This is a genomic window from Winogradskyella endarachnes (assembly GCF_009741275.1).
Classification (GTDB): Bacteria; Bacteroidota; Bacteroidia; order Flavobacteriales; family Flavobacteriaceae; genus Winogradskyella; species Winogradskyella endarachnes.
On the sequence record NZ_WOWS01000002.1, the window covers coordinates 756716 to 775970 of the forward strand.

The window sequence follows — 19255 nt, forward strand, 5'->3', positions numbered from 1 at the left end:
GTTGTCTATAAATTATGGTAAAGTTAGATTGAAATTTGATTTGATATAGATTTCTATACTTATTGTTTTTGCTTTTTTCTAGAATTAAACTTTAAATTAAGTTGAACAGATAATCTATCATAACTCTTAGTTTTAAATGAATGTCTTGCATAGCCAAATTCAGCACTCATGTTTTTGTTTAAACTAACACCTAAACCTCCAAATATTCTATTTTGTTGAAAGTCGAATTGATTAAGGTAAAAGTGAATCTCATCGTAGATAGAAACAAATAAGGTATTATTAATTGGTATTTTACCTTTAAATCTATAGCGTAATCTATGTTTTAAAAGATTTTCTGTTTCATATTCTAAAAAACGTTGTTCTAACCTAAATCTTTGAGAAAGTTTAATTTTATTCAATTTATGATTAAAAACAAGTTGTTCTAATATACGGTGTTCCTTAATGTTAGGGGTGTCATTTTCTTCAAAAGAAGAATCAATGTCACCATAAGCATAGCCAAGACCAACAGATGTTTTTGGGTTTAGTTGATACTTAACACCAACAATGGCTAAGAGTAAATGAGAGTTTTCGGCTGGTAACTTGTAATTCCAACTCGTTAATGAACCAAAAAAGCCAAACTTATCGCTAATTTTGGTAGAGGCTGTAATTTCGTACCAAGAACCAAATTGATATTGTTTTGTGTTTTGAGCTTTTATCTGACTGAGAGAGAATAAAAAAATAATGATTAAAAATAGGTAGATTTTCATAGTGTAAATAATAAAAAAAAGAGCCCTAAAAGTGAGCTCTTTTCGGTCATGGAGTTATTAAACATGGTCATTTAAATGATGATGCTCATCTATTAATGGGCCACCTTCAAAGATTTCTTCTGAAGCCTCACTAGCAAATTTTTCAAAGTTTAAATGAAAAGAATGTGCTAATTGAATGGCTTTACTAATGTAACCTCCTTTTTGTAGCCAAGTATTCATTGGGTCTAAAATTTCGGTAGGTACATTAGGGCAATATTTAGGCATGTGTAATCCAAATATTGGATGTTGGTGATAATCTACGTTGTCTAAATCTCCATTTAGTATTGCAGCAATCATAGCTCTTGTATATTTTAATTTAATACGAGAACCAACACCATAAGGACCGCCACTCCAGCCCGTATTAATAAGCCAAACGTTAACACCTGCTTCTTGCATTTTGTTGCTCAACATTTCGGCATATACTGTTGGGTGTAATGGCATAAAAGGTTCACCAAAACACGCAGAAAAAGATGGAACAGGTTCTGTGATACCTGCTTCTGTGCCTGCTACTTTAGCAGTGTAACCAGAAATAAAATGATAGGCAGCCTGGCCAGGTGTTAGTTTTGAAACAGGTGGTAATACTCCAAAAGCATCAGCAGTTAAGAAAAATATGTTTTTTGGATTGTCTGCATAAGATGGTTTTTGAATATTATCTATATGGTAAATAGGGTAGCTTACACGTGTGTTTTGCGTAATGCTACTGTCTAAATAGTCAACTTCACCATTGTCTTTAAAGACTACATTTTCTAAAATAGCACCTGGTTTTATAGCTCTAAAAATGTCTGGCTCTTTTTCTTCAGACAAGTCAATAACTTTGGCGTAACAACCGCCTTCAAAATTAAAGATGTTGTTGTTGGCTGTCCAACCGTGTTCATCATCACCAATTAACTTACGTGTTGGGTCGGCAGATAATGTTGTTTTTCCTGTACCAGATAACCCAAAGAAAATTGCGGTATCTCCATCTTTACCAACATTTGCAGAACAATGCATTGGTAGTACATCTTTTTCAACTGGAAGAATAAAATTTAATGAAGAAAAAATTCCTTTTTTAATTTCACCAGTATAACCAGATCCACCAATTAAGGCTATTTTTTTTGAGAAATTAAGGATTGAAAAATTTCCTTGACGTAAACCAACAGCTTTTGGGTCTGGTGCATTATAACCTGGTGCACAGAGTACAAGCCAATCTTCCTTAAAATTTTCTAATTCTGACTCTTCACATCGTAAAAACATATTATAGGTAAACATGCTAGACCATGGGTATTCTGCAATCGTTCTTACATATGTTTTGTAAGTTGGATCAGCACAGACATAAGCATCACTGGCGTAAATTTCTTTATCACTCAAATAATTAGTGAGTTCTGCTTCTAATTTGTTAAAGTTTTCTGTGGAGATAGCTTTATTTGTTTTTCCCCACCAAACTTTATTTTCGGTGTATTGGTCTTTTACAATAAAGCGATCTTGTGGCGAACGACCGGTAAATTTACCAGTGTTAATTGCTAATGTTCCATTAGCTGTTTCTTTTCCCATACCTTTTTCAATGGTAATGGCTTGTAGTTTTTCTGGATTTAAATTCCATTTTACAATGGCATTCTTTATTCCGTACTTAGTTAGGTCTCTTGTTTTGTGGACCAACTTGTTCAATAAAGTTTCCATGATTAAAATTTTTATAATTCGACTTTCGATTTAAAAAGGCCAAATTAATGGCACTAATATTAATGATGTTATTAAGAAAAGCAGTAGCAAAGGAGCACCTACTTTTAAATAGTCCATAAATTTATATCCGCCAGCCGTCATAACCATAGCGTTTGTTGTAGTGCCTACAGGTGTTAAAAATGCTGTTGAAGCACTAATTGCAACCACAATCATAAATGGTGCAGGTGATATGTTTAATGTGTTAGCTGCAATAATTACAATTGGCGCCATTAATACTGCGGTTGCAGAATTATTTATAACTTGGCTAAAGGTTGTGGTCAATAAAAAAACACCTCCAAGTAAAACCACAGGATGTAAATTACCTAATGAGCTAACTAATCCGTTGGCAATTAGTTCTGCAGTACCTGTTTTTTGTAATGCAATACCCATTGGTATCATTGCTGCAATCATTACTACACTTATCCAGCTTATGCCTTTATACGCTTTTACCATTGGAACACAACCAGTAATTAATATAATACCTGCTGAGATTAATGCAGCAATAGCTCCTGGTACAATTTTAAACACCAACATGGCAATCATTAGTAATAATGAAAATAACGCTATATAAGATTTTGGAGATAATTTAGTTACCGTTTTTGCCATACCTTCAGGACTACCACAGATCACTATGTGCTCATAATGTTTCTTTAATTCATCTATAGCACTCCATTGTCCTCTAATTAGAAAAGCATCTCCTGCTTTTATTGTAAATTCTGAACCTTCTAATGGTTGACCATTTCTAGACGCTGCCATTAGTTGTACATTATATCTTTCAAAAAAATGATTAAAGCTAACCTTTCTACCTACCCAAGATGATTGAGGAGTAACCAAAACCTCAGTCATACCAACTTCTTGATTTATTAAATTCTCTCTCAGTTCATCTTTAATTGGATCTAAAGGTAACAGGCCTAATCTATATTTTATCATTAGAGCATTAATGGCTTCTGTGTTTCCTTTTACGGTAATTATATCATGATATAGAAATTCAGTGTCACCCGTTGGTAATTCAATAAATGGACTATTGCCTTTTAAACGGTTAGGATGTCTTCTTTTTATACGAAGGATTGATATATTATGCTTGTTTTCAAAATCCCAATCTCCTAGTTTTGTATTTAATAGTGGAGAAACAGATCTAACTCTTAATCTATAGTATTCACCATCAACCTGGTAGGCTTTTATCCATTGGTGAAGTGTAGTACTTATGTTAACCGGTTTATTATTGGTTTTGTTACTAGGTAGAAGTTTATAGCCAACAAATCTAAAATAGAGTAGTGCTAAAATTAATAATGGTAAGCCAATAAGACCAAATTCAAAGAAAGAAAACCCTTCTAAACCACTCTCCATCATTGTGTTGTTAACAATAATGTTTGGTGGTGTACCAGTTAATGTTAATAAACCACCTGTATTAGAACCAAACGCAACAGGCATTAATAATTTAGAAGGTAAGGTACCAATACTCCATGCTGAAGAAATTGTAACAGGCATTAAAGTAGCAACGGTACCTGTATTACTTACTACGCCAGAGAGCAGTCCGGAGCCTAAGGTTGTAATTAGTAGTAGTTTAACTTTGCTTTTGCCAGCTAATTTTATAAATTTTTCACCTGCCAATGCTGTCCAACCTGTTTGAGATAAGCCTTCTCCAATTATAAATAGAGCAGCAATCATAATTACAGTTGGGTTACTAAAGCCACTAAGAGTTTCAGTAAGATCTAGAATTCCAAAAATAAATAAACTCAGCATTGAAAGCAAAGCAATAATATCTGGAGTGAATTTTCCCCAAATAAAAAGAGAAATTGTGATAACAAGGATGGCAATCATTAAGCTCATAAAGCGTGGTTGTTTTTAATTATAAGGTAAAGGTAGAGTCAATTGAATCTATTAATTATGACGAAAATCATACTTTTGAGATTTGTGAATTTTGCAATATTAGTGAGTATTTATTAAGATTTTGTAACTTTACTTATCGCTGATAACGTTTGCGTATTAAAAGGAAAGTTAATATCATTCTTCTTTTTAATATTTTTGACATTTAAAGATACATATTAGAACAAATAATAGGTATTGGAAGATGGTTTTTTTAATAAAGAAGTTGAAATTAATGTTCTAAAATGATTATAAATACAACATAGTTACAAATGAAATTAGATATATTGGCCATAGGAGCACATCCAGATGATGTAGAATTAAGTTGTGGTGGAACACTAGCAAAAGAGGTTGCTAATGGTAAAAAAGTAGGAATTGTAGATTTAACTCGAGGTGAATTAGGAACCAGAGGAACAGCAGAAACTAGAGATGTAGAAGCTTCAAACGCAGCTAAAATTTTAGGTGTACACGCCAGAACAAATTTACGTTTTGCAGATGGTTTCTTTGTTAATGATAAAACCCATCAATTAGAATTAATTAAAAGTATCCGATATTATAGACCAGAGATTATTATATGTAATGCTATAGATGATAGACACATTGATCATCCTAAAGGAAGTCAGTTAGTTAGTGATGCATGCTTTTTAAGTGGATTAAAAAAAATTGAAACTATTTATAAAAATGAAATTCAAGAACCTTGGCGTCCTAAAGTGGTGTATCATTATATACAATGGAAAGATTTAGAACCAGATTTAGTGGTAGATGTAACGGGTTACATGCAAAAAAAGATTGATTCTGTATTAGCTTACAAGACTCAATTTTACAATCCGGATAGCAAAGAGCCTGAAACTCCAATCTCTAGCAAGAATTTTACAGATAGTGTAGAGTATAGAGCAAGAAATTTGGGAAGATTAGTTGGTGTGGAATATGCTGAGGGTTATACAGTTGAGCGTTTAGTTGCTGTAGATTCATTATTTGATGTAAAATAATTATAAAAAGGCTTTGTAGAAAAATGTAAATATTTTACATTTGCAATCCAATTTAAAATGGTGGTTGTAGCTCAGCTGGTTAGAGCGTCGGTTTGTGGTACCGAAAGTCGCCGGTTCGAACCCGGTCTTCCACCCAAAAGCAATAAGCCTTTCAGTAATGAAAGGCTTTTTTTGTGGGTTAAACTGAGAAAAGTCCTTCATAAATAATGAAGGACTTTTTGATATCTAAATTTTGTACTAAACTACTTATTGCTTACTTTATCTACAACAAGTCTTTCTGCTCTGTTCGCAACTTCCCAAGCGGTATAGAATATTAAACGTGATCTTGTTTCTAATAAATCATATTCTATTTTGTCTGGTGTATCTGATGGTTGATGATAATCATCATGTGTACCATTAAAATAAAAAATTACAGGTATATTATTCTTGGCAAAATTATAATGATCCGATCGGTAGTAAAAACGATTTGGATCATTATCATCATTAAATTTATAGTCTAGTTCTAATTGTGTGTACTTTGTATTTATTTCTTCAGAAATATTATGTAAATCCGTACTTAATTTGTCACTACCAATAAGATAAATATAGTTTCTTGTGCCAATGGTACGTTTAGGGTCAGTTCTTCCAATCATATCTATATTTAAATTTGCTACTGTTTTTTCAAGTGCAAAAATAGGGTCGTTATCGGCATAATGCTTTGATCCAAGAAGTCCTTTTTCTTCACCAGTAACATGCAGAAATAAAATAGTTCTTTTTGGTCCATGACCAGCTTTTTCTGCGGCTTTAAAGGCTTGTGCTATTTCTAAAATAGCAACTGTACCAGAGCCATCATCGTCTGCCCCATTATAAATTTTACCGTCTTTAATGCCTTCGTGATCTAAATGAGCTGAAATTACCAAAATTTCATCTGGTTGTTCAGAACCTTTAATGTAAGCAACCACATTTTCGGACATAATGGATTCTGTTTTGTTCTCAACTTCAATATTTAATTCTGTTTTAATTTGCTTTGCAGATGAATCTTCAAGAATAGATGGATAAAGTGCTTTTGCTAATTCATCATTTATCATAAGCATAAGTATGTTGTCTTCATTACTTTTTAGTTTTAAACGACCTGTAGAACCAGATTGGGCTTGTCTTTTGTAATATGGTGCGTACCGAGCAAATGATTCATTATCAAAATATAAAATACCTTTTGCACCATTCTTTATGGCCGCCTCTTTTTTACTTGCTAAAGATTGTCTCCCATTTGTCCATTTTGTTTTTTCTGTTGTACCTGAAGTTATAAAGTTACCTTGTTTATCCTTGGGTTCTCCAGCTTTTGCTAATACTATTTTATTAGTGACATCAATAGTATTGTAGTCAGAATAATGTTCATCATCAATACCATAACCAACATATATAATTTGGTCAGTTGAAATGGTTATACTTTTTGAAGCATCTAAAACAATTTGATTTTTAAAATTTTCATATTTCACGCCATTAACGGTTAGTTGGGCTTCTGAGACTTGTTGCTTTTCTAAAGGCACTTCTTGGAAATAATCATCACCTCCTAAAGGTGTAGAGATGCCCATTTCTTTGTATTTCTCTTTTAAATACTCTACGGCCATTTTCTGACCTTTTTCTCCTGTATTTCTACCTTCAAATTCGTCTGAAGCATAAGTGTATAACATTGTTTTTAGCTCCTCAGATGTAATAGTTGATGCGTATTCAGTGGGATCTGCGACAACAGCTTTTTCTGGTAGTGTATTGGTTTTATTTTTTGTTGAACTACCACATCCTAAAATTAGAAGTGCAGTACAGCTAAAAATTAATAGTTTTTTCATTTTTGATAGAATTTAATGTAGAATAAATTATAATAATTGCGTGAAAATAGATTTTTGTTTTTTAAAATACTGAGGAGTTAATTATATAATTACGCGTTTTAAAGGTTTGTTTGAATTTGCCAAATACCATGCAGTTGCAAATATTAATTTAGTCCGTTTGGCTAGAAGTGAATAGTTGATTTTTTCTGCTGTATCTGTTGGTTTTGTATAATCTTTATGTTCGCCGTTAAAAAAGAAAATCACAGGTATACCTTTTACTCCAAAGTTATAATGATCAGATCTGTAGTAATAACGATTTGGGTCGTTCTTTTCATTAAATTTATAATCTAATTCTAAATTTGTGAATGTTGAGTTTGCTTTTTGAACAATAAAATCGAGCTCAGTACTAATTTTGTCAGAACCAATAAGATAAATGTAATTTTCATTATTTTTATGTCTGCGGTCAATACGTCCAATCATATCTATATTTAAGCAGGTAACTGTATTTTTTATAGGAAATATAGGGTTGTTTACATAATATCTAGAACCATGTAGACCAACTTCTTCCCCTGTAACATGTAAAAACACAACACTACGTTTGGGTCTGTAACCATCTAAAACAGCTTGGCTAAAAGCTTCTGCCATTTCTAAAACGGCAGCTGTTCCAGAACCATTATCATCTGCGCCGTTAAAAATTTTGCCATTTTTTATGCCTTCGTGATCAGAGTGTGCTGAAATATATATGAATTCATTTGGGTACTCAGCTCCTTCAATAAAAGCTATAACATTCTGAGAATTATTGAGGCCCTTAGGTAGGACTTCTTTAGGAACGATTTGATAGTAGTTTGGATTAGATTTTGGAGGAATAATGTTTAAGTTTATATACTGATTTCTTATAAAATCACAGACTTCATTATGACCAGATTCCCCTGTCATTCTTCCTTTATATTTATCATCTGAAATTTCAAAAACATAAGACTGAAGTTGTTCTGTATTAATAGTATTGAGGTACTTTTCTACAATAGTCTTATCATTATATTGAATGCTATTTTTAAGAGTGTTTATTTTCTCACTATGTCTTATTGTGGCGCAAGAACCTACTAATAAAAGAATAGAAGTGAAGAGTGCTTTCATATGCAGTATATCAATAATTTCTATAGGTTAGATATAAAGTGAAATGGGGGGATTTATTTTTAAGATATAGTATAATTTAATCTTAAATAAAATAATTCAAATGATTAAAAATAAGGTGTTTAAGGACAAGAATATAAAATGTAAAAATAAAATTTAATTAAACTCTAATCTTACTTTCTAATTTTTGTGGTTGAGGTGTTTCACTTTTATTTTGATTTTCAGTTTCAGTACTCTCGGTTTGTTCGGTCTCTTGTGTTTCATGTACTATAGTAACATTTTTGTATATGGTAAGCCCTAAAGACATGATTACTAAAAGAAAAATATACTGAATAGATTTTGTATAATTTTGTGTTTTTTTTGAAATAAAGATTAAGGCTACACCACAAATAAAAGCCGTTATAATAGGGATAATTGAAAACATATACAATTTAGTAGAAGCTAAAATAGTCGCTATCACTGCTGCTATAAACCCAATGATGATTAATGCTTTTTTCATTTTTCTTATAATATTATATTATAAAACAGTGTAAATATCTCACTCTGAGATAAGCTGTAAATTTAATGATAAATGTATCATTAACTGTGCCTAAAATAAAAATAGTCGTAAAATGTACTGAATTATAGTAGGTTATTAAATGAATTTAATTTTTTTAGAAAAAACTCATTAAAAATGTTTGTCTAAAACAAAAAGGGTTTTATATTTGCAGCCGCATTCAGGGAATACCTGATTAGGCACTCAAGGAGAAATGGCAGAGTGGTCGAATGCGGCAGTCTTGAAAACTGTTGAGGGTCACACCTCCGGGGGTTCGAATCCCTCTTTCTCCGCAAAAGAAAACCCATAACTTCAGTTATGGGTTTTTTGTTTTTTAAATATTTAGAATTTTATCTAGACTATTAGTTAAATTCAATTTTACTTTTTTGTAATACAACTTTTGCATTAGTGTAACCTATATTAAATATATTATCAATACTATTCATATTAAAGGTGCCATACTTTACTAATTCTTGCGGATTAATTAAAAGATCACAATCAGAAAATTTATTTATTGTTTCTCCAGCTAGTTTAATTTTGTAGGCTCTTTCAACAATAGAGTAGGTGTTTTTTAGATCTTTTATAGTTACATTTTTTAAAGGACTAACGTTAACACCAATAATTTTATCGCAGATAGGAATTAGAGGTTCTGTAGGGAAATTATTTAAAGTACCTCCATCTACGTAGTATTCTCCTTCTATTTCTGTAGGCGTAAAAACTCCAGGAAAAGATGCAGATGCAATTATGGGTTTAATAAGTTCTCCTTCGCTAAATATTTTACAGGTGCCCTTAACAATGTTAGCAGCGGTAACAAATAGTGGTTTGCTAAGAATATCAAAATTATCTTTTGGAAAAAAAGCTTTTAAATCATCATAAAAATTTACTGAATTTAAAAAGCCAGGTTTTTTACGTGCATATCTATATGTACTAAAAATGGTAATCGTTTTAAAGAAATCTAAAATTTCAGACCAAGAGATGCCTGCAGCATATAAACCGCCAACTATAGCACCTGCACTAGCACCAGATATATGTGTTGGGTAAATACCCTCTTCTTCTAATGCTTTAATTACACCAATGTGTGCTGCTCCTCGAGCGCCTCCTCCAGAAAGTACTAGGCCAATATTCATTTATTTGATTATTTCAATTTATTAATGTTTCTACAAAGAAGAAAAATTAAATGTAAGAATTATATTTTACAACGAATTAGTTATTGCTCCAATAAAAGTAATAATTGTTAAGAGTATTAATACGCCAAAACCTAAAGCGTAAATTTTGATAAGTGTACTTTTTTTAGTTTGTATAGGACTGAAATATTTTTGAAAAAATGGAATACAAACAGGAAAGCATATTAGCAATATTGTATTTAAAATAGAATTTGAGGTCGTTGCAGAACTATTGTACCGTTTTGCAGAAATTGCTCTTGCCGAATAATGGCAAATCGCTGGATAAAGAATTAACAAACCTATAAAATTGATAGTTTCTCTTGTGCCATATAAAAGCCAAGTATAATTATCATAAGAAGTACTTAAAAACGTATATAAGGGCTCATATGTTAAATTGTAAATTAAATAAAACAAGAATAAACCAAATACTATATTAAACCATTTAATAGGAATACCAAGTTTTGTTGTATCTACAGAAAGCGTGGTGGCTTTTAACCATAATATCCATAATAAAAAAACTAGGATAAAAAGCATGTTAATTATTACGAAAAGCACTTGAGATAATTTGTTGTTTGCTTGATATATACTCTGGTGTTCACTTACTATGAGAAATAAAATGACATAAAATGTTAAAGCCAAAAGCGGACAAACAATTAAGTAAATGGCTAAAACCTTTGGAGATAATTGTAAAATATAGCTGTAAACTCTTTTCATATAAGCTTTTAATTAAACAAAATAATAGGAGTAGAATTCATTTTCATTAAAAGGTTGAAATTTCTATACCATTAGCTTTTGCGTAAGGAATAGCAATATCCATTAAATTGGTGTGTAAATCCCAAAATTTATCTAAATATTTTTTTTCAAACTTTATAATTTCTTGATGAATTTCTGTTTTAGACACTTCACTATCTATGAGCTCTGCGATTTTTACATATTCAGTTTTATATTGTTCTAACGTAAATTCGTGTAGTTCTAAAGAGGCATTAATCATAGCTTCGGTACTAGCTGTAACTTTTAAATCTTTAATGTCTTTAATGCTTTTTTCAATATTAGGAATAACATAAGTTGTTATATGAGGTACTAACATATCTTGCATTTCATAATCTTCGTTTTCTAGTTTAATATAAAGTGCATTTTGAGATTTAGCATTCATATAATTTTCAAAATCTTGTTCGCCAAATCCTCCTAAAAGATTTGAATTAAGAGCAACCTTTCCAAAGTATTTTTCAGGACTAACACTAAAACTGCAAGATTGAGCGATTACAATAAGAATTATAATAATTGATAATTTAGTTTTCATGATTATAAAATTTGTATGTTGTATCTGTGTACAAAATTAATTTCAATTTATAATTCTCAATACCCTGAAAACCGTTAAAACCTTCTACTTGTAAATAGTGTTTTGTTATTGATTACATTTTTTAAAATTAATATTTCATTATTTCTAAATTTTTTTTAATTTGCTTCCTTAGTATGAGGTTTTAATTACCTCTTAAACAGTAATTTACTATTTGTGTATGTTGTTTTAGATTTACATATAATAACCGCTGGTTGATATTAAAACCATGTTCTTTTTTTTGACATTTATTTCCCTAAAAATAAAGTTGCTTTTTTCCCTAGATTTTTCTAATAATTAAAAATGTTAACATGAAAAAAATATTTAGTGTATTGAGCTTGTTTTTATTGATGTCTTTTGCTTTTGGACAACATAAAAAAATTGAAAAAGCAGATGAATTGTTCAATAGTTATCAGTACATGGATGCTATTGAAGCATATCTCAAAATTATAAAGGAAAATCAAGGCAACAGTGCTGTTTACAAACATTTAGCAGATAGTTATTACAATGTTTTTAATGTTGATGAAGCCTCTAAGTGGTATAAAAAAACAATAGAAACCAAACAAGATGGAGAGACGTATTATCGTTATGCACAAGTATTAAAATCTCAAGGAAATTATGAGTTGGCTAATAGGCAATTAGATATTTTTGCTAAATTAATGCCTAATGACCCTCGGGCAATTTCTCATTTAGAAAATCCTAATTATATTCCAAAATTGGCAGATGCATCTAAAGCATTTAATGTTGAGTCCACAACAATAAATGACGCCATACAAAGTGACTTTGGAGCCATATTATCTAATGATAATAATCTTTATTTTGTTAGTTCTAGAACGTCTTCGATAAAAAAAGATAATTGGACAAATCAGCCTTATTTAGATATTTATAAATCTGTAAGAAAGGAAGATGGTATCTTATCAAAACCTCAGGGAGTTTCAGAATTAAATACGGATTATCACGATGGTCCTCTAACCATTAGTGCAGATGGTAAAACTATGTATTTTTCTAGAGATGGTCATAGTGAGGGTACGTATAAAAAATTAAAGAAGAAACGATTAAAAATTGCACAACAAGGTTTATACAAGGCTACTTTAATTAATGGCAAGTGGGGAAATATTAAAGCACTGCCAATTAATAGTAATGAGTACACGGTGACGCACCCTAGTTTAAGTAAAGACGGAAAGACGTTGTATTTTGCTTCAAATATGGAAGGTGGTGTAGGAGATACTGATATTTGGAAAATTAGTATTAACGGAGAAACTTATGGTAAGCCCGTAAATTTAGGTCCAAATGTAAACTCTTCTGGTAAAGAAGGATTTCCATTTATTAGCGATGATGATGTTTTATATTTTTCTTCAATAGGTAGAATGGGAATAGGAGGTTTAGATATTTTTAAATTCGATTTAAATACTAATGAAGATGCTCAAAATTTAGGAGCCTCAATTAATACAAATAAGGATGATTTTGCTTTTAGCATTAATAAAAATTTTAACGTTGGTTATTTTACGTCTAACAGGTCAGGTGTAGATAATATTTATATGGCTATACCAATTTGTCAATTTAAAACTATTGCTATAATTAAAGATATAGCAAGCGGACAAATTGTTTCTGATGCAGTTGTTACTATTTCTGATGCTTTAAATAATAAAATTGCGACTCAAAAAAGTGATAAAAAAGGAGAAACGGTTTTTAATGTAAATTGTAACGACTATACATTGCATATTCAAAAATCAGGCTATCAATCAACTACTATTTCTGTTGAAACATCTAATGGTGATGATGTTACTGCAATTGTAAAACTGAAACCAATCAATGAGTTAATAACAGAAACCGAAGTTAAATTAAACAATATATACTTTCAATTTAATAAAAGTAACATTACAGAACAAGGTGCTACTGAGTTAAATAAATTAGTAAAAATTATGCAAGATTATAGAGATATGAAAATTTTAGTGCGTTCGCATACAGATTCTAAAGGTCGGGCTGAATATAATTTAAAGTTATCAGAGCAACGAGCACAAGCAACAGTGCAATACCTAATATCTAAAGGTGTTAGTGAAGAAAGACTATCAGCAAAAGGTATGGGAAGTTTAGAACCTAAAATTGATTGTAAATCTAACTGTACAGAAGAACAAGATGCTGAAAATAGACGTTCGGAATTCTTGATTGTAAAATAAATTAAAGCCAATTAATAGAAGCAAGTATTCATTAACAATAGTAGAATTCGTCATTACTTTATTCCGTATTTTTACAAAAAAGAATAAAATGTCTATTATAGAAAAACTAAAATGGCGTTACGCTACAAAAAAGTTTAATCCTTCAAAAAAGCTTTCAGAATCACAATTAACAACATTAAAAGAGGCTTTTAATTTAACCGCTTTATCTTATGGATTACAAACACTAAAGTTAGTTGTAGTAGAGGATAATAAAGTAAGAGAAAATTTGGTTGGCATGTCTTATGGGCAGCGTCAAGTGGCAGATGCATCTCATTTATTAGTACTTTGTATTCAAACGGAGATTAATGAGACGGATGTTAACGAACATTTTAAAACTATTAAAAAAATAAGACAAACACCAGATGCAATTTTAGCACCTTTTAAGGAGCAGTTAAATACTTCAATTGCAGAGATGTCTTCTGCTAAAAAGCAAGATTGGGCTACAAGACAAGCTTATATAGCTTTAGGAAATTTAATGACCGTATGCGCCGTAGAAGGGATAGATAGTTGCCCAATGGAAGGTTTTATACCAAAAGATATTGATAATGCTTTAGGGTTAGATAAGTTAAAACTTAATTCCGTTTTACTTTTACCAGTTGGCTTTAGAGCAGAAGACGATATGTTTTCAACGTTTAAAAAAGTACGAAAATCCATTTCTAAAACAGTTATCGAATTGTAGCTGTTTTATTACCTTAAAAATTATAAATAATATATATTTACTTGTAAATAAAAATATAAATATGCCAGGATTTGAATTGTTCAGTGATTTAGAACGTAATGAAGTTAACGATGTTTTAGATAATGGAGTGTTGATGCGCTACGGTTTTGATGGTATGCGTAAGGGCCATTGGAAAGCAAAAGAATTAGAAGCAGAACTTGCAACTACGTTTGAATCTAACCATGTACAATTAGTATCTAGCGGAACAGCTGCAGTTTCTGTAGCATTAGCATCTGCAGGAATTGGTGCTGGAGATGAGGTAATAATGCCAACCTTTACATTTGTGGCGAGTTTTGAAGCTATAATGATGTTAGGTGCAATTCCGGTTTTAGTTGATATAGATGATACCTTAACATTAGATCCAAAGGCTGTAGAAGCTGCTATTACACCAAAAACCAAAGCAGTAATGATAGTGCAAATGTGTGGCTCTATGGGTAATATGGATGCTTTGAGTAAAATTTGTAATAATCATAATTTAGTTTTCATTGAAGATGCATGCCAAGCAATTGGAGGAACTTACAAAGGAAAACCCTTAGGTAGCATTGCAGATTTAGGCTGTTTCTCTTTCGACTTTGTAAAAACCATAACCTGTGGAGAAGGTGGTGCAGTAGTAACTAATAATAAAGCATATTATATTAATGCAGATCATTTTAGCGATCATGGACATGATCATGTTGGTAATGATAGAGGAGCAGAAACACATCCTTTTTTAGGTTATAATTTTAGAATATCAGAATTACATGCTGCTGTTGGCTTAGCGCAAGTGAGACGGTTACCAGAGTTTATAAATATTCAGAAAAGAAACTTTACCATATTAAGAAATGCTATAGCAGATGTGCCAGGTGTAACTTTTAGAACTGTACCAGAAGGTGGAGAAGAAAGTTATGCTTTTTTAAATTTCTTTATGCCAAATTTAGAATTGGCTCAAAAAGTTTCAGAAGCATTTAAAACCAATGGTGTAGATGCCTGCTGGAACTATTACCACAATAATTGGCATTATATTAGAAAATGGAATCATTTAAAAGACCTAAAGTCATTGTACCCTATTTCTTCCGAAGTTAAAGAAGGATTAGAATATCTTCAAACAAAATCCTTTGATCAATCAGATTTTTATATTTCTCGAAACATTTCTTGCTTAATTAAATTATCTTGGACCGAAGAAGAAGTTAGAGCTAGAGGAAGTAAAATGGCTCAACTTATAAAAGCTATCAATTAAATCTCAAATCATTTATGAACAAAAAATTATTATGCATTGCAATCGTTTGTCTATTCGCATTCAAATCTTTTGCACAAACCAATGACTATTCAGAATTTTGGAATCATTTGCTAGCCAATGAAAGGGCCGAAGCCGGAAAAATAATTAGTAAGAATAAAAGTGCAAGTATTGAGTGGCTTATAATAAATGAGTTGTACAGAAATGAAATTGGTAAAATAAAACGAAATGATAAATTTCTAAAACCCTTTTTAGCTAAAGCTGATTTTGAAAATTACCTGTTTGCATTTTGGAATAGATCGTTCTTTTTTGATGATTATTTAAGCGAGGGATTCAATATCAATACTTATGAAACCTTAGATGCAGTTTCTAAATTAAATATTAAAAATATAGACCTAAAAGATGCTATCTTATATCTTGAAGCTATAAGGCAAAGGCATCATAATAATTGGGATGATTTTAATAGGTTAAATGCAGAAATAAATGCAATTAAGGAGTGGCAATATTGCGGAAGTTTTGAAAACTTAAACAAAAGTGGATTAGATAAATTCTACGAGCCAGAAACCACATCTGCTAATGACGTAGATTTTGATGCCAAAAGCAATGGTATTGTAAGATGGTACAATGGTAATAATACTAAAGAGGCCTATCAGTTTTATTCTAATCATAACGAGTATGGCTCTAGTGTTAATTATGCTCAAACGTTTATAAATTCTTCAATTGACCAACGTGTTATAATTAGAATAGGAAGTGGTTCTGCTTTTAAATTATTTTTAAATGATGTTGAGATTTATAAATATGAAAAAGATGTTTCAACAGATTTAAATGGTTTTGAGGTTGTTGTTAATTTACCTAAAGGCAATAACCGATTATTAGTAAAATCGGCAGAGAGTAATTCTAACTCTTATTTTATGGTAGCTGTTTTTGATGAAAATAAAAAACCGTTAAAAAATATTTCAATTTCAAAAAATCCAACGAGTTATAATACATCTTCGTTTTCGGCTTTAAATCCTGTTGAAAAACAAAATGATGTAGAACGTTATTTTAAATCTAAAATAGCAGAACAGCCAGATAATTTCCTTTATTCTTATGCTTTGTATAGTACTTATTTAAGAAATTCAAAGTATAACGAAGCTAGAGATGTTATAATGCCATTTTATAAAGAGTTTCCTAAAAGTTCTATGTTAAGAAGTGCTTTAATGACTACTTATAATTTAGAGAATGACTATACATCGTCTAATGAAATAAACGAAAATATAGAGCGTGATGATCCAGATTATTACCTTCCTATAGTAAATAAAGTTACAGAATACGATGAGCTATCGAGGTTAACAATGGACGAATTTGAAGAGTATATAGAAAAGCTAAAAAAGGCTTTTGACTCTGAGATGATTAAAGGTGCGGCCGATTTTTTATATTTTGCACGCAAAGAAGATTTAAATGGCATTAAAAAAACATTAGAACATCTTAATACATTAGCAGAAGACTATGATAATACCAATTTCAAATTACGTTATGCGCCTTTGTTTGATCAGTTATTTCAGGATCAGAATAGAACCATAAAAGCGTTAGAGGAAATTGCCAAAGAGAAGTTTAGTTTAAGTGCAGAAAATCAACTTATTAATTACTATGATAAGAAAAACGAAAAAAATAAAGTTTTAAAATTAATAGATAAGCACTACGATGAGTTAGGTAATCAAAATTCGTATTTAAAAAGAATTGTAAACAGGTATGTAGAATATCAGATGTTTGATAAGGCATTGCCTTATACCGAAAAAATGCTTAAAAATTATCCTTATAGTTTTACAACAATGGAGCTTAGAGGTGATATTTTAAAGCAAATGGGAAAAACCGAAGAAGCTTTAGTTTATTATGAAAAAGCACTTGCGCATAACAGTGGTGATTCCGGATTAAGAAAAAAAATTAATGATGTTTCTAAAAAATCTAACCTTATAAACGAGTTGGTTTTAGAGGAAGCTTATGATTATATCACAGAAAACAGAAATAAAATTACCACTAACAATTACGGATTTAATATTTTATTAGATGAAGGTAATATTGAGATTTTTGAAGAAGGTGGTTTTAAGTACAGATATGTATACATTTATGAAGTAACCTCAAACAATGGTATAGAGTCGTTTAAAGAGTATAATTTAGGTTTAGGTGGTTCTTATAAATTTTTAAAATCAGAGTTGGTAAAACCAGATGGTAGTATTGTGCCTGCAGCAAGAAGTGGCTCTAATTTAGTGTTTAATGATATTAGCATAGGCGATGTTGTTTATATAGATTACGAAGGTGTTGTAACTACAACAGGACGTTTTTATAAAGATATTTCAGATAAAATGCAGTTTGATTCTTTTCACCCAATGGTATTTACATCAATGGATATTTTAGTACCAAATTCTAGCCAATTAAATTACAAGTACATGAATGGCAGTTTAGAGCCAAAAATTACTAAAAAGAAAGATCATGTTTTGTACCAATGGGAATTAAAAAATGCTAAAACGTTAGAGTTTGCAGAGGATTACATGCCAAATTCTGTAGATGAATTAGGTTACCTTCATTTTAATACAATAAAAAGTTGGAATGATATTGCGGTTTGGTATTCGGATTTAGTAAGAACAAGAATTGAAATTAACTCAAAAGTTGAAATTGAGTTTAAAAAGCTTTTTCCAGAAGGGCATGAAGGCTTAAGTGAAAATGAACGTGCAAAAATTATTTACAATTACATTACTTCTAATTTTAATTACAGTTATGTTAGTTTTAAACAAAGTGGATTTATTCCGCAAAAACCGGCAAAGACTATTAATACAAGTTTAGGGGATTGCAAAGATTTTTCAACCTTATTTGTAACACTTGCTAAAATGGCGAATCTTAACTCTAATTTGGTTTTAGTTTTAACCTCAGACTACGGAAGAAACAATTTGGTTTTACCTAGTACAGATTTTAACCATTGTATTGTAAAGGTAATGATAGATGGTAAACCTCAGTTTTTAGAGTTAACCAGTAAATATTTGCCATATAAAGCTTTGCCAACAAGTTTAAGAGGTGCAACTGCATTAGAAATTCCGTTTGATGCAGAGAAAACTAATGAAACTTTTGATTTAATACATTTAGATAATATTAATAGAATTAAATCTAAAGTAAATAACCACATCAATATTGATTTATCTAAAGATCATATGAATCTTCAGATTGCAACAGAGGTTATTGGTCATAACACAGCGTATTATAAAGAAGTGTTTAGTGAGCCTAACCAAGAAGTAATTAAAAAATCTATGACCGAAGATTACTCGTCTAAACTGGTAGATGATTTTACGTTAAATACAATAACTAATTACAAGGAAAATAATGATTTGGCTTCAATAACCTATGATGCAGATATTACCTTAAATAAGAAAATGAGTAGTATTGGATCCATAAAAATCTTACAATTACCAATTGTAACACATCCTTATGAAAACTCAATTATTCAGTTAGAAGAAAGAAAATACCCTATTAATTACATTCAATATGAAACAGTAGATACTTATTATACAGAATACATAATAGAGATTGAAGATGGGGAAACTTTTGTTGAAATACCCGAAAGTAAACAGTTTTCGTTTAAAGATCATAAGTATTCTATTACTTATAAAAATGAAAAGCCAAATAAACTAAACGTAGTTATTAAAGCAACTACACCATATGATGATGTAATGCCAGAAGATTATATAGCTTATAAAACATACGTAAAGGGTATTTTAGATGCTGAATTAGAGTATATAGGATTTAAGTAAAAAGAATTTAAATCTGAATGTAAAAAG

The 19255-nt window shown here is 30.6% G+C and carries 14 protein-coding genes and 2 tRNA genes; 7 read left to right on the forward strand and 9 right to left on the reverse strand.

The window, feature by feature from the left end; genetic code table 11:
• Positions 1-59 precede the first annotated feature (59 nt).
• From GN138_RS08055 to GN138_RS08065, 3 genes are read right to left on the reverse strand one after another with little or no spacing between them, the layout of a single operon-like run.
• Positions 60-746, reverse strand: coding sequence for a DUF2490 domain-containing protein (locus GN138_RS08055; protein WP_157363278.1), 687 nt, complete (start codon positions 744-746; stop codon positions 60-62).
• Positions 747-803: 57 nt separating this feature from the next.
• Positions 804-2441, reverse strand: coding sequence for a phosphoenolpyruvate carboxykinase (ATP) (gene pckA / locus GN138_RS08060; protein ID WP_157363279.1), 1638 nt, complete (start codon positions 2439-2441; stop codon positions 804-806).
• A gap of 30 nt (positions 2442-2471) precedes the next feature.
• On the reverse strand, positions 2472-4310 hold the full coding sequence (locus GN138_RS08065) for an SLC13 family permease (RefSeq protein WP_157363280.1): 1839 nt from the start codon (positions 4308-4310) through the stop codon (positions 2472-2474).
• A 308-nt stretch (positions 4311-4618) separates the two neighbouring features.
• Here GN138_RS08065 and bshB1 point away from each other — a divergent pair, with 308 nt between their 5' ends.
• Complete coding sequence (bshB1, locus tag GN138_RS08070) at positions 4619-5335, forward strand: bacillithiol biosynthesis deacetylase BshB1 (RefSeq protein WP_157363281.1); 717 nt, start codon at positions 4619-4621, stop codon at positions 5333-5335.
• A gap of 59 nt (positions 5336-5394) precedes the next feature.
• Positions 5395-5470, forward strand: a tRNA-His gene (locus tag GN138_RS08075).
• Positions 5471-5577: 107 nt separating this feature from the next.
• On the opposite strand, the gene GN138_RS08080 is transcribed toward GN138_RS08075, so the two are convergent.
• From GN138_RS08080 to GN138_RS08090, 3 genes are all read right to left on the reverse strand, one after another.
• Positions 5578-7158, reverse strand: a complete 1581-nt coding sequence (locus GN138_RS08080; protein ID WP_157363282.1) for a M28 family peptidase — start codon at positions 7156-7158, stop codon at positions 5578-5580.
• 81 nt (positions 7159-7239) lie between these two features.
• The gene (locus GN138_RS08085) at positions 7240-8271 is read right to left on the reverse strand and encodes a M28 family metallopeptidase (protein ID WP_157363283.1); all 1032 of its coding nucleotides are present in this window, start codon (positions 8269-8271) and stop codon (positions 7240-7242) included.
• 157 nt (positions 8272-8428) lie between these two features.
• Positions 8429-8767 carry a hypothetical protein gene (locus GN138_RS08090; RefSeq protein WP_157363284.1) on the reverse strand — a complete coding sequence of 113 codons (339 nt, stop codon included), beginning with the start codon at positions 8765-8767 and terminating at the stop codon, positions 8429-8431.
• A 244-nt stretch (positions 8768-9011) separates the two neighbouring features.
• Between GN138_RS08090 and GN138_RS08095 the strand changes: the two genes are divergently transcribed.
• Positions 9012-9096 (forward strand) — tRNA-Ser (locus tag GN138_RS08095).
• A 69-nt stretch (positions 9097-9165) separates the two neighbouring features.
• On the opposite strand, the gene GN138_RS08100 is transcribed toward GN138_RS08095, so the two are convergent.
• The 3 genes from GN138_RS08100 to GN138_RS08110 all read right to left on the reverse strand — a co-directional run bounded on the left by GN138_RS08100 (position 9166) and on the right by GN138_RS08110 (position 11266).
• A complete protein-coding gene (locus GN138_RS08100) occupies positions 9166-9930 on the reverse strand; it encodes a patatin-like phospholipase family protein (protein WP_157363285.1) in 765 nt (254 codons plus the stop codon).
• Positions 9931-9996: 66 nt separating this feature from the next.
• Entirely contained in the window at positions 9997-10680 is a 684-nt protein-coding gene (locus GN138_RS08105) for a hypothetical protein (protein ID WP_157363286.1), read from the reverse strand.
• A gap of 46 nt (positions 10681-10726) precedes the next feature.
• Positions 10727-11266 (reverse strand): hypothetical protein, encoded by a 540-nt coding sequence (locus tag GN138_RS08110; protein ID WP_157363287.1) that lies wholly within the window; start codon positions 11264-11266, stop codon positions 10727-10729.
• 347 nt (positions 11267-11613) lie between these two features.
• On the opposite strand from GN138_RS08110, the gene GN138_RS08115 reads away from it, so the two are divergent.
• The 4 genes from GN138_RS08115 (at position 11614) to GN138_RS08130 (ending at position 19228) form a co-directional block, all read left to right on the forward strand.
• Positions 11614-13479 (forward strand): OmpA family protein, encoded by a 1866-nt coding sequence (locus GN138_RS08115; protein ID WP_157363288.1) that lies wholly within the window; start codon positions 11614-11616, stop codon positions 13477-13479.
• An 88-nt stretch (positions 13480-13567) separates the two neighbouring features.
• Positions 13568-14197, forward strand: a complete 630-nt coding sequence (locus GN138_RS08120) for an NAD(P)H-dependent oxidoreductase (RefSeq protein WP_157363289.1) — start codon at positions 13568-13570, stop codon at positions 14195-14197.
• 61 nt (positions 14198-14258) lie between these two features.
• The gene (locus tag GN138_RS08125) at positions 14259-15452 is read left to right on the forward strand and encodes a DegT/DnrJ/EryC1/StrS family aminotransferase (protein ID WP_157363290.1); all 1194 of its coding nucleotides are present in this window, start codon (positions 14259-14261) and stop codon (positions 15450-15452) included.
• A gap of 14 nt (positions 15453-15466) precedes the next feature.
• A complete protein-coding gene (locus GN138_RS08130; protein ID WP_157363291.1) occupies positions 15467-19228 on the forward strand; it encodes a transglutaminase domain-containing protein in 3762 nt (1253 codons plus the stop codon).
• Positions 19229-19255: the final 27 nt, after the last annotated feature.

What these genes read in the sequence shown, in the direction of transcription:
- GN138_RS08100 (WP_157363285.1), bottom strand. Translation starts at nt 9,930, where the DNA reads ATGAATATTGGCCTAGTACTTTCTGGAGGAGGCGCTCGAGGAGCAGCA.
- GN138_RS08115 (WP_157363288.1), top strand. Translation starts at nt 11,614, where the DNA reads ATGAAAAAAATATTTAGTGTATTGAGCTTGTTTTTATTGATGTCTTTT.
- GN138_RS08090 (WP_157363284.1), bottom strand. Translation starts at nt 8,767, where the DNA reads ATGAAAAAAGCATTAATCATCATTGGGTTTATAGCAGCAGTGATAGCG.
- GN138_RS08110 (WP_157363287.1), bottom strand. Translation starts at nt 11,266, where the DNA reads ATGAAAACTAAATTATCAATTATTATAATTCTTATTGTAATCGCTCAA.
- GN138_RS08105 (WP_157363286.1), bottom strand. Translation starts at nt 10,680, where the DNA reads ATGAAAAGAGTTTACAGCTATATTTTACAATTATCTCCAAAGGTTTTA.
- GN138_RS08130 (WP_157363291.1), top strand. Translation starts at nt 15,467, where the DNA reads ATGAACAAAAAATTATTATGCATTGCAATCGTTTGTCTATTCGCATTC.
- GN138_RS08125 (WP_157363290.1), top strand. Translation starts at nt 14,259, where the DNA reads ATGCCAGGATTTGAATTGTTCAGTGATTTAGAACGTAATGAAGTTAAC.
- GN138_RS08120 (WP_157363289.1), top strand. Translation starts at nt 13,568, where the DNA reads ATGTCTATTATAGAAAAACTAAAATGGCGTTACGCTACAAAAAAGTTT.
- GN138_RS08080 (WP_157363282.1), bottom strand. Translation starts at nt 7,158, where the DNA reads ATGAAAAAACTATTAATTTTTAGCTGTACTGCACTTCTAATTTTAGGA.
- pckA (WP_157363279.1), bottom strand. Translation starts at nt 2,441, where the DNA reads ATGGAAACTTTATTGAACAAGTTGGTCCACAAAACAAGAGACCTAACT.
- GN138_RS08085 (WP_157363283.1), bottom strand. Translation starts at nt 8,271, where the DNA reads ATGAAAGCACTCTTCACTTCTATTCTTTTATTAGTAGGTTCTTGCGCC.
- GN138_RS08065 (WP_157363280.1), bottom strand. Translation starts at nt 4,310, where the DNA reads ATGAGCTTAATGATTGCCATCCTTGTTATCACAATTTCTCTTTTTATT.
- bshB1 (WP_157363281.1), top strand. Translation starts at nt 4,619, where the DNA reads ATGAAATTAGATATATTGGCCATAGGAGCACATCCAGATGATGTAGAA.
- GN138_RS08055 (WP_157363278.1), bottom strand. Translation starts at nt 746, where the DNA reads ATGAAAATCTACCTATTTTTAATCATTATTTTTTTATTCTCTCTCAGT.